This window comes from Coleofasciculus sp. A1-SPW-01 (assembly GCF_040217205.1).
GTDB classification, from domain to species: Bacteria; Cyanobacteriota; Cyanobacteriia; order Cyanobacteriales; family Coleofasciculaceae; genus Coleofasciculus; species Coleofasciculus chthonoplastes_A.
Window position 1 is genome coordinate 1 of sequence record NZ_JAVJNP010000170.1, and the last position, 11,160, is coordinate 11,160.

10 protein-coding genes are annotated in these 11,160 nt (G+C 46.1%); all 10 read right to left on the bottom strand.

What is annotated here, in order from left to right:
* Positions 1–240: 240 nt before the first annotated feature.
* Positions 241–1,152 (bottom strand): thylakoid membrane protein ThyD, encoded by a 912-nt coding sequence (gene thyD / locus RH949_RS25265; RefSeq protein ID WP_446357018.1) that lies wholly within the window; start codon positions 1,150–1,152, stop codon positions 241–243.
* Positions 1,153–1,159: 7 nt separating this feature from the next.
* Positions 1,160–1,549 (bottom strand): photosystem II reaction center protein Psb28, encoded by a 390-nt coding sequence (psb28, locus tag RH949_RS25270; RefSeq protein ID WP_446357020.1) that lies wholly within the window; start codon positions 1,547–1,549, stop codon positions 1,160–1,162.
* Between the two features lie 116 nt (positions 1,550–1,665).
* Positions 1,666–4,464, bottom strand: coding sequence for a preprotein translocase subunit SecA (gene secA / locus RH949_RS25275; RefSeq protein ID WP_446357022.1), 2,799 nt, complete (start codon positions 4,462–4,464; stop codon positions 1,666–1,668).
* A 210-nt stretch (positions 4,465–4,674) separates the two neighbouring features.
* Positions 4,675–5,598, bottom strand: coding sequence for an Rpn family recombination-promoting nuclease/putative transposase (locus tag RH949_RS25280; protein ID WP_446357024.1), 924 nt, complete (start codon positions 5,596–5,598; stop codon positions 4,675–4,677).
* 109 nt (positions 5,599–5,707) lie between these two features.
* On the bottom strand, positions 5,708–6,199 hold the full coding sequence (locus RH949_RS25285) for an ureidoglycolate lyase (protein WP_446357026.1): 492 nt from the start codon (positions 6,197–6,199) through the stop codon (positions 5,708–5,710).
* A gap of 32 nt (positions 6,200–6,231) precedes the next feature.
* Complete coding sequence (gene upp, locus RH949_RS25290) at positions 6,232–6,867, bottom strand: uracil phosphoribosyltransferase (protein WP_044210735.1); 636 nt, start codon at positions 6,865–6,867, stop codon at positions 6,232–6,234.
* Between the two features lie 326 nt (positions 6,868–7,193).
* The gene (locus RH949_RS25295) at positions 7,194–7,601 is read right to left on the bottom strand and encodes a response regulator transcription factor (protein WP_044210765.1); all 408 of its coding nucleotides are present in this window, start codon (positions 7,599–7,601) and stop codon (positions 7,194–7,196) included.
* Between the two features lie 421 nt (positions 7,602–8,022).
* Complete coding sequence (locus RH949_RS25300; RefSeq protein ID WP_446357029.1) at positions 8,023–8,955, bottom strand: isoaspartyl peptidase/L-asparaginase; 933 nt, start codon at positions 8,953–8,955, stop codon at positions 8,023–8,025.
* Positions 8,956–8,987: 32 nt separating this feature from the next.
* Positions 8,988–9,134, bottom strand: coding sequence for a DUF2256 domain-containing protein (locus RH949_RS25305; protein WP_446357031.1), 147 nt, complete (start codon positions 9,132–9,134; stop codon positions 8,988–8,990).
* Between the two features lie 447 nt (positions 9,135–9,581).
* A partial coding sequence (locus tag RH949_RS25310; RefSeq protein ID WP_446357033.1) for a putative Ig domain-containing protein occupies positions 9,582–11,160 on the bottom strand: 1,579 nt, incomplete at its 5' end.

The window sequence follows — 11,160 nt, forward strand, 5'->3', positions numbered from 1 at the left end:
GATGACAGAGGATACTTCGTTTTTGTTGCACGGGAGAAGGGGGATCGGATGCTCTTGCTCCCCTCTCCCCGGCGTGGGAGAGGGGCTGGGGGTGAGGGGTTGAGCTTAAGTTGACACCAATGGGCATTGCCGTGCCCCTACAGGTAGCGCCTGTGCCGTCAAGAAAGCATAAGTCCTATTACAGTTAATTCGACGGTCAAACATCACACAATAAGACAAAAAAACTGTTCCCCAAGCGTGTCACTTAGACGTCACAATATCAGCTAACGCAGGTTTAACATTGGCATAGTCATAGTTAAAACCGCTGCTAGTTGTGCGCTTAGGTAACACCTTTTGACCCTCTAACACTACCTTAGCCCCCTCTCCCAATAACGCTTCCAAGGCAATACCGGGAACAGGTAACCAGGAGGGACGATTCATCACATCTCCCAACGTTTGGCAAAACTCCGACATCCGCACTGGGTTAGGTGCTGTACCATTAAATACCCCTTCCATCTCATTGCGGGTGAGTGCATTAATAATCAAGTTCACCAAATCCTCTCGGTGAATCCACGAAAACCACTGACGCCCACTACCAATTGGACCCCCAGCAAATAGTTGAAATGGAGGTAACATTTTCGCTAGTGCGCCACCATCACCGAGCACAATGCCAAACCGGAGGATAACCAACCGCACTCCAGCCTCTTTCACCTTTTGGGCTTCCGCTTCCCAAGCCTGACAGACTTGGGCGAGGAAATCATCTCCAGGGGGACTGGTTTCGTCATAGGTTGCTGTTTCGCTAGTCCCGTAATAGCCAATAGCCGACGCATTTACTAAGACACTGGGTTTGGGTTGTGCTTGGCTGATGGCTTCAACAATTCGCCCGGTTCCCAGTTGGCGGCTATCGAGAATGGCTTGTTTCCGTTCCGATGTCCAACGATGCTCACCGATGGGTTCCCCAGCTAAGTTTACCACCCCATCACACCCCGCGATCGCCTCTTGCCAAGATCCCGATTCAGTCGGAGTATAGCCAACAATCTCTAAATCAGGAAACAACCGAGTCGCTTTGGCTCGATTTCGGGTTAAAATCATCGGTTGATGCTCTAGCTCAAGCAGACGCTTGACTAAGCGAGAACCAATAAATCCGGTTGCTCCAGTAATAGCGATTTTCACGATTAACCTACTCTGCTCCCTGTGCTTGTTTGGTATCACCGTAAGCCATACCATTGACTTCGGCATAGCGGTGCATAAAGCGCATGAACCGATCCCAGTGATCTTGGTGCTCGATTTCAAATTCGCAGTCTACCCGCTTTAAATCATCGCCTTCTGGACCACCGAATATAAATTTAACCGATGAGGGTTCCACACTAATCTGCCCTTCTTCATCAATTAAAAGCAAGGCGTTGGCGAATCGTTTGGTATAACTCTGGAACTTTTCTATCGCTTTTAAAGAATCGAAACTCATTAATACTGAACGCACCCCCGAATTCCGATTTCGCCGTAAGCTAACATTGCTCAGTTCTTCAGGAAGTCCTTCAAAAAATTGAATCGATGGTGTTTGGGAAGTCATTTTTAAATGGCGAATACTATATTGTTCAGTATACAAAACTTTATGCCTCTCACCAAAGAGATCCCCGACTTCTTCAAGAAGTCGGGGATCTAACACTCACGAGAAATGACTCAAAACTACACAGCTTGCGGTTGCACTTGCGGCTGGAATTGGAACAGTGAGTACACCACATTGCGACGAATGTCAATCATCATTTCCAAGAAGGTTTCATAGCCTTCTTGCTTATACTCAATCAGTGGGTCTTTCTGTCCATACCCCCGTAACCCCACTGATTCACGCAACGCATCCATTGATTGTAAATGCTCCCGCCACAAGGTATCAATCTGCTGCAAGATGAAGAACCGTTCTGCTTGTCGCATCAATCCCGGTTGAATTTGATCGATTTGGGCTTCTTTAATGTCGTAAGCTTTGCGAACTTCTTCATGCAAGAAAGTTTTAATCTCCGTGACTGTCATATCATCGAGATGCTCCGGCTGGAGATCTTGCAACAAATAGACAAACTCTTGTACCTTGGACACCAAACTAGCTATATCCCATTCTTCTGGTGGCAAATCCGGGTTGACGTAGGCGTCTACGATATCATCCATCGTCTTCTCCGCATATTGGATGACTTGTTCTTTCAAGTCTAATCCTTCTAACACCCGACGACGTTCGGCATAAATTGCCCGCCGCTGATTATTCATCACCTCGTCATATTCAAACACCTGTTTCCGGGTGTCATAGTAGAAAGTTTCTACTTTTTTCTGCGCCCCTTCTAAGGAACGAGTCAGCATTCCCGATTCAATCGGCATATCTTCCTCTACCCGAAACGCATTCATCATCCCCGCCACGCGATCGCCCCCAAAAATCCGCAGCAAGTTATCCTCTAAGCTGAGGAAAAACTTCGTCGAACCCGGGTCACCTTGGCGTCCCGCCCGTCCCCGGAGTTGGTTATCAATCCGGCGAGATTCGTGGCGTTCGGTACCAATGACGTGCAATCCGCCGATAGGCTCGGTGTAGATTACCTCATCATGTTCTTTATGAGTAAAGGCTTCATATTCCTTTCGCACCGCCCGACAAACCTCCCGCAGCTTTTGAATCACTGGGTCATCCGTTGGCGCATTTTCCGCCGCGATCGCTATTTTTTCTTCAGCTTCTAATTCCGGTAGACTGCGTTCCCCATACTGCTGCACCGCAAACTTCACCGCCTCAATCAACTTTTGTTCGGTTTCCGGAGACAACTGAGTCGGGTAAATCTGGGGACTCACCTTCCAAGTTTTCACTTTTTTACCGGGCGCAAATCCTTGGGCTTGGGAGCGTTTTCCGCTACCGGATGCCATAGCCGCAAAGGAATCTTCTTCTTCGGGGATGACAATCTGCGGCATGAAATATTCCCGCACTTTCAGCCGCGACATATAATCCGCGTTACCCCCTAAGATAATATCGGTACCACGCCCTGCCATGTTGGTGGCGATCGTCACCGCCCCTTTGCGCCCGGCTTGTGCCACAATTTCGGATTCCCGTTCCACGTTCTCGGGTCGGGCATTGAGCAGATTATGGGGAACGTCCAATTGGCTTAACAAACGCGAAAGCACTTCTGATTTTTCCACACTGGTTGTACCCACCAATACTGGGCGTCCTTGCTCATGCATATCCGCACATTCTCGTGCCACCGCTTTCCATTTGGCTTCCTCAGTTTTATACACCACATCCGACATATCCCGCCGTCCGGGGGGCTTATTGGTGGGGATAATCGTGACTCGTAGGTTATAGATTTTTTCAAATTCGGCTTCTTCTGTTTTGGCTGTTCCGGTCATCCCGGCTAGCTTAGGATAAAGCAAAAAGAAATTTTGATAGGTAATTGTAGCTAGGGTTTGGGTTTCCTTTTGAATCTCGACGCCTTCCTTTGCCTCAATCGCCTGGTGCAGTCCATCACTCCAACGCCGTCCCTGTAAGACCCGTCCGGTAAACTCATCGACGATGACCACTTCGTCGTTACGCACGATATAGTTTACGTCATTGGTAAACAGTTCCTTTGCCTTAATCGCGTTGAAGATATAGTGCGCCCAAGGATTTTCCGGGTCATACAAATCTCCAACCTCTAGGAGTTTTTCCGCCTCGATAAAGCCTTCATCGGTGAGGATGACATTACGCGCTTTTTCATCAACCTCATAATGCTCTTCCGGCTGAAGCATTTTAGCGATTTGAGCCGCTTTCATATAGTTCTGGGTAGGGCGTTCCACCTGTCCGGAAATAATCAGGGGGGTGCGGGCTTCGTCAATAAGTACGGAGTCTACTTCGTCAATGATGCAGTAATTAAAGGGACGTTGCACCACCTCACTCATTGAGGTTGCCATATTGTCCCGCAGGTAGTCAAAGCCCAACTCGCTGTTTGTGGCGTAGGTAATATCACAGGCATAGTTGCGCTGTCGTTCCGCAGGACCCATACCCGACTGAATCAGTCCCACCGTTAATCCTAAGAAACGGTGTACCTGTCCCATCCATTCCGCGTCCCGGCGTGCCAGGTAATCGTTGACGGTAACAATATGTACCCCTTTGCCACTTAGAGCGTTGAGATAAGCTGGGAGGGTGGATACAAGGGTTTTTCCCTCACCCGTTTTCATCTCCGCGATTTCTCCTCGGTGCAGCACCACGCCACCTAATAGCTGCACATCAAAATGGCGCATTCCCAGAACCCGCCATGCAGCTTCCCGCACTACGGCGAAGGCTTCGGGTAGGAGATCCTCTAACAGTTCTTCTCGCTCGCGATCGGTTGTCGCTTTTTCAAGCTGCTGCTTGAATTCTGCGGTTTTCCCTTGGAGTTGCTCATCGGAGAGCGATCGGATATCTTCTTCCAGAACGTTGATATCGGCAACGAACGGTTGGTATCTTTTAAGTTTGCGGGTGTTTGGATCGCCAAGTAAGTTTTTTAACATAGCAGGAGAGGGATACGTCTAATCGCGCTTTGTCTAGGGTTAAGGTTAGACACTCAAGACTAAGGGCATGAATAGGGGAGTCAGCGTTCACAGGCAATCTTGCACGAGTCCCAGTGGCTAACGGCTAACCCATGATAAACCACCGCTTAGGGCGGCATTTTTATGATCATCCTACCATTTTTACTCGGATTGAGGGGCGCTTCGTCCTTCCTACTGGCGATCCTCTAACCAACTGGCTAAATCTGGTAAACTTTGAAAATCGAAAATTTCCTCAGTTAATCGTTCCAAATCACTCAACGGTAATTCTTCAATTTTGCGGCTGATTGCCAACGGAATTTCGCCAAAACGCTTCATAATTAGACGCCCTACTAGAGTTTTGGTCTGTTGTAGCCGCCCTTCTTCTTTCCCTTCTTCTTTCCCTTTTTCTTCAGCATAAGCCAGCCGTCCTTTTTCATCTTGCAACATCATGCCTCGCCGATCAACCACCTCCAACTCTTCTACCGTCATTGTGGCTTGATTAGCAAGGTTTAGAGCAAGTTCTATCTCTGAAACTTCCCCTAAATTATCAGGAACACTCTCCAAACTCGCTGCTTCTTTCAGGAAATAAATCCATTTATCGGTTAAACTCTGTAGTTCAGACAAGGTTTTATTGAATTTGGGAAGTTCGACAAAAATCAGCTTCAATTCACCATCTAGAAGTTCAAATTTTTGGGTTTTCTCTTGAAAGACAAATTGGTTAATTACTTGCTCTGTGTTGGCAAACAAGATAAAATCAGTAATTGTTACGGCAATTGCTGGATTCAGGAAAGGATAATCATCGCCTGTTTTCAACTGGTTACTATAGGCTTTTGCCAAGTTATAAGCTACCCGCTTGTTAAAGGCAGTCATCGGCGCTATTTGCATTTCAATGACTACAATAGACCCATCCGCTAAAACAGCTTTTACATCTAAATACGTTTCTTTTAAGGTCATCACCTGACCCGGATTATAGGGATTAACAATTGTTAGGGATTGAATGATTTTTTCTTCGTTATAAATTATTGCATTGAGAAAACTGATTAAAATCTCTTGGCTTTGTTCGGAACCAAATATTTTTTTAAAGGCATAATCGATCTTGGGACTAATAAACCTCATTTTAGGTCTCCCGTTTCAGTATAAACAGCTAAAATAGAGTCCGATTCTAGCACAGCGATCGCCCCGTCTTCTATTTAATAAAAAGTGATAAGTTTATTGAGGTGATACATCAAACAATTTCCAACTCTAAATTGTGGCTTTTCAGGAAATTATGAGTAAAGTGGTCAACCTCATTTGTGTCACTCAGTTCTAAATTATAGAAATCGACAACATCATGTTCAAAATAAGGACCCGCGTGCCACGTTCCTAGTCCTAACTTGATGAAACAGTTTCCCGGAATCCGAAAAACTTTAATGTCATCAATGGCAGGTTGTTCACGTTCACCAGCAGGTGCAACCGCCATCCACCAGTCTTTCCCTTCTAGAGAACCCAAACATTGGGTACAGTGCTGATGGCGCGTGATTTTGTGAAATTTGCGACCTCTGTGATACAAGCGCATGATGTAAAAGCGGGGAGTACCGTTGTGCAGAACTAATTGTGCATCTGTTGCATCATAGGGTTTATCATCGGCTGTCGGCGTGATTAATTGACCGAAGGGTTGAAAGCGTTCGGCGCTAATTTCTTCTACTGAAAGCTGTTTCACTGAAATGGTGCGATTCATGACAGATATCCATTGCAACACAAAGCTTACTGCTATTTTGTCCCAAACAGGCGATCGCCTGCATCCCCAAGTCCGGGTAAAATATAACCATGATCGTCTAAGCTTTCATCAATCGCGGCGGTATACAGAGGGACTTCCGGATGATGATCATGGAAATTGGCGATTCCCTCCGGTGCAGCTAGCAAGCACAAAAATTTAATGGACAACGGGATAAAATCCTTCACCCGATCCACAGCGGCTACGGCTGTATTCCCTGTCGCCACCATGGGATCAACCACCAAGATGTCTCGGTGTTCAATATCATGAGGCAGTTTGCAATAATATTCAATCGGAATCCGAGTCGTTGGATCGCGATACAAGCCAATATGCCCTAAGCGGGCGGAAGGGATCAATTCTAAGATACCATCAACCAGCCCTTGTCCTGCCCGCATAATCGAAACAATCACCATTTTCTTATCTGAAGCCAGCATGGGAGCGTGCATGGGAGCCAGAGGTGTTTTAATCGGTGCGTATTTAAGCGGTAAGTCCCGCGTTACCTCGTAAGCTAGCAAGCCGCCAACTTCTTTCATCAGTTGACGAAATTTAGCTGTACTGGTGTCAGCCTGACGCATAAGGGTTAGCTTGTGCTGTACGAATGGGTGATCGATTACTGTAACTTGAGGGATCATCTGTTAATAGTAGACAGATTTTTATCTGTATAAAAGTTAATCTTCCTGAGAGTATACCACTCCTGTTGCCAAATCACAGCAAAGAAAGGAATATAGCGTAAAATGTATTTGCAAAATGGATTTAATTCATTTTTGCAACTCCCAAAATAAAAACAATATAACAGTGAAAATATTAGCCTATTTTACACTAGCAAAGTCAATGGGTAACGTCATAGTTGGTGGGCAATGGACTAAAACTCTTATCCAGTCGTCTAAAGACGACTGGATCGTGGGAGTGCTTGGATTTTCAGTCAAAGCTGTTGGAGAGACTGATACAAGATAGCGAGTTATACTTTTGATGCAGAAGAGGGAGAAGGAATATCCGTTAACACTCGCTTCACCATGCTGATAAATTCCTCCAATACATAAGGTTTTGTTACATACAGATTGGCTCCTAGACGTATCCCGCGTTCAATATCCCTGGGTTCGGATTTTGCTGTCAAAAAAATAAACGGGGTTTGGCGACCAAAACGGCGCAGTTGTGATAAGACGGTATACCCATCAAATCCGGGCATATTAATGTCGCAAATAATTAATTCTGGGTTCAGACATAAGCTAAAGTTGACGCCACTTGACCCGTTATCTGTGGCAATGACATCATAGCCATTGGCGGGATTATATCCTTCCATTGCTAAAATTTCAGATAAATTATCCCGTAGGCTTATGTCATCTTCAATGATTAGAATTCTTCGCATTGTTTCGCCTATTTCCATGCTGGCATTTGAGTTGGATTGAATTAGGTTATCTTTCTTTATTGTTCCCTAACAATTGAGAGTTTACATCCGTGAATTCTCTGGTTTTTTCAAGCTTTCGGGAAAACTAGACCTTGCTTATCGTTGGGGAACTCTCTCCTAGAATTTACCGATCGCTGTCCTTATAAAGATTTGCAAACAAAACTTGACGCCAGCGAGTTGATCCGTGAAACTACAGATAAGAGCGTAATACACTGTAAACAAGCGTATTACGTTAGTTGTGGTTAATTCCAAACAAAGGTTGATTAATCCATAATTAGCCGGAAGCTGGGATGGAACAGCACGTCTTGCCCAGAAATACTGTCTCCATCCAGGCAACCCGCGAGATTGGTTGATTGAGCCTATTGATGAAGGATAACCTCTGCTATACCGTTTGCACCTCCTCGATCATTTCTAGTGTGTCTCCCTTGTGGTGTCCGGTATGGTAAGCAGCAAGGAGAATTTGGCTGGTTTTTCCGCAGGCGATCGCCCCCCTAGCGTCAATGGCGATCGCACCTAAATCCCGCTGATTCTCCTTTGCTTCTTTTATAGAACGTTCCATGGCTTCGGCTAAGGATAAGCCGTCGGTGACGCGCACCACCACCCGTGCGGCGAAGCATTCATCAATGATATCTTCCCCAATTCCAGTACAGCTTACCCCAGCGTTGAGGTTAGCGTAATTCCCCGCAGGCATTGCCGAGTCGCTGACTCGACCAATGCGTTCAAATCCCTTCCCTCCGGTTGATGTACCCGCCGCCAAGCCGCCCTGACTATCTAACGCCACGACTCCAATTGTGCCACGTCCAGCTTCCGAAGAGAGGAGTTCGGGTTCGCTAACCACATCCGCCATCGTCCGTTCAAAGTTGTCCTGTCTATCCTGTAACCATTCCTGTAAACGCTTCTCAGTCAAGGGGTTGTAAATCGGTGCATTCACTTCCCGCACCAATTCCGCCGCCCCAAAATCCGAGAGAATGCGATCGGGACAATCTTGCAAAATCTTCGCCAAATGGATGGGATTTTTAATCCGCGAGACATTAATCACACCACTAAAGCGTTGAGGTTTACCATCCATCAGTGACGCACTCATCCGAATCTGTCCATCAGATTGTAATACTGAACCCGTTCCGGCATTATAGCGGGGTTCATCTTCTAGGAGTTGACAGCCTCGAATCACCGCTTCACGGGCGTTTGCACCCGATGATAACAGGGCATAGACATCATCAAGTATTTTATAAAGCGAATCGCGCACTGCTTGGGTGGCGTCTTTGGTTTTCAGGGCGCTTCCGGCACCACCATGAATAATTAATTTGGGTTGCATTGAATTCACGAACTCCTTTACAGTTAATTGGCTTAATTGGCTTGGGATTTGCGTCGGCGACAGCGTTCCGAGCAGAACTTCACATTATCCCAGCATTTCGCCCATTTTTTGCGCCAAGTGAAAGGACGTTCGCAGACGGGGCAGATTTTGGTCGGTAGGTCTGACTTAGCTTTCTTCACAGCGTACTCGTGCCATGTTACGTTAAGGAGCAGTTAACTCCTCAATCGTAACTCCTTGTAACCCTGTAATCCTTTAACCCTGTAATCCTGCAAACCAGTAAACCGCCATCGTGGGTTAGGCAGAACTTTATTTTGGCAAATATCATTTAATTGGCTATCCGCCGTAACCCACCAATAATTAATTTCCCCAGACACCGTAGTGGCGTGGCACACCTTATTTGATGAATTAGAATTGGTTCGTAGTGAGGGAACTTCAGCCCTCTCCAGCTAAGCGTTATAGCACTAAAGTGCTTACTACAAACAAAACCCTATTTTAGCTGTGTCACGCCACTACAATTGGATGGGATTGAAAATGATGCCAAATAACCTGTAGGGGCGACCCGCCTGCATCAATTAACAACTCCAATCCCTTCAAGAAAATCGGGTCGCCCTCTTCAATGCCAGACGTTAGGCAACGGTTAAATCAACCTGGAAGGTGAAATCATTAAAATCTTGGTCACCACCTCCATGCAAATCTTCAAAGCCAAAGGTGTTATCACCCAGTAGGCGAATGTGGTCAACTTTATCAGGATTCGCACCTAAGTAGGCAAAATAGGCAATGGGTTCTCCATAACCCTGGTACTGATTGTTGGAATTCTCAGCCAGCAATTCCTCCGTGGTGCCATTGGCGATAATGTAAGGCGCGAGAAGACTTCCTCCCTCTAACTGGGTGTCAAACGTCGCCATCCCCCGATTCACATCACTAACCACCGATTGGGCAAGGGCGGCTTGGGCATACCCTTCGTCTTCTGGGTAAATCAGTTGACCCGTCATTGGATCTTCAACTGCTCCCTCTTCATTTTCAATCACATACAACCCGACGGAATTATCGAAACCAGCATGACTCTTGATCTCGATAAAATTCGCGTCTACTGGACTGCTTTGTCCACGTAAATCAATGAGTTCTCGTTCTCCTTGTAATTGAGTTCCTAACGCAGGTAATTCATTCGTCGATTCAACCATTAGAGTCAGAGTATCGTTACCTTCTGCCATTGGGTTTTGCCAATTGAGAGTAAACTGATTGTTCTCTCCATTCAATACCTCAAAATAATCCGTATTGTTGGCATTAGCGCTGGGAAGACTAAACCAGACATTGCTTGGCGTTTGTCCTGAATCTAATGCGGCTTGGACATTATCCGTTGTGCTGTTTTGCACCAGATAAAATCCCAGATTGGGGTTTTGCTCACCGAAAACTTGCTCCACATCCAAAATCCGAGTCAGGTTATTGCCAGCAAAATTATTGGGCAAACTGGAGAACAGAACGTTTCCTTCATCCAAAGCAGCTTGCAGATAACCAGTTTCTCCGGGTTTAATCCCATTAATCTTCCCAGCCGCATTATCCACTTCAAAAATGCCAACTTCACTGACAAAGGATGAGTGATTACCCGTAAGCGTGAACAGGAGTTTATCGGCTGGAGAGTTACCTTTGAGGAACAACAGATCATTGTTGAAGTTGAGTTTCGGTTTGGCATTGCCATTATTCCTTGTTCCCCGATTGACCGTTAAGTCAAAGTCATCACTGATTTCCCCTCCATTACCATCATTAACGGTGAGAGTAATCGAGTTAGTGCCAATGGCTTTATTGCGGGGAGTACCACTAATTACACCCGTTTCCGGATTCAGGTTTAATCCTTTGGGTAAACCCGTAGCCGAGAAGGTGAGAGTGTCGCCATCGGCGTCAGTGAAATAGTTACTGATATCTAAACTGTAAACTTCTTTTGTCTTTGCCGTTTGGTTAGCAATGGGAGAGACTAATGTGGGGTCATTGTTCACCACAGGTGCAGGAGTGATATCTAACTCAAACCCATCAGTTTGTGTTCCCCCTTGTCCATCTGACGCTGTGACTAAGATATTTAGTTGAGTTTCATCACCTGTATCTGGCGTACCGCTGAATGTTCCTGTTTGGGAGTCAAAACTTAACCAATCAGGTAGGGCATTTCCCTCTGCTAATGTGGCGCTGTAGGTTAAATTATCGCCATCAGCATCA

What these genes read in the sequence shown, in the direction of transcription:
- psb28 (WP_446357020.1), bottom strand. Translation starts at nt 1,549, where the DNA reads ATGACTTCCCAAACACCATCGATTCAATTTTTTGAAGGACTTCCTGAA.
- secA (WP_446357022.1), bottom strand. Translation starts at nt 4,464, where the DNA reads ATGTTAAAAAACTTACTTGGCGATCCAAACACCCGCAAACTTAAAAGA.
- RH949_RS25280 (WP_446357024.1), bottom strand. Translation starts at nt 5,598, where the DNA reads ATGAGGTTTATTAGTCCCAAGATCGATTATGCCTTTAAAAAAATATTT.
- RH949_RS25285 (WP_446357026.1), bottom strand. Translation starts at nt 6,199, where the DNA reads ATGAATCGCACCATTTCAGTGAAACAGCTTTCAGTAGAAGAAATTAGC.
- upp (WP_044210735.1), bottom strand. Translation starts at nt 6,867, where the DNA reads ATGATCCCTCAAGTTACAGTAATCGATCACCCATTCGTACAGCACAAG.
- RH949_RS25295 (WP_044210765.1), bottom strand. Translation starts at nt 7,601, where the DNA reads ATGCGAAGAATTCTAATCATTGAAGATGACATAAGCCTACGGGATAAT.
- RH949_RS25300 (WP_446357029.1), bottom strand. Translation starts at nt 8,955, where the DNA reads ATGCAACCCAAATTAATTATTCATGGTGGTGCCGGAAGCGCCCTGAAA.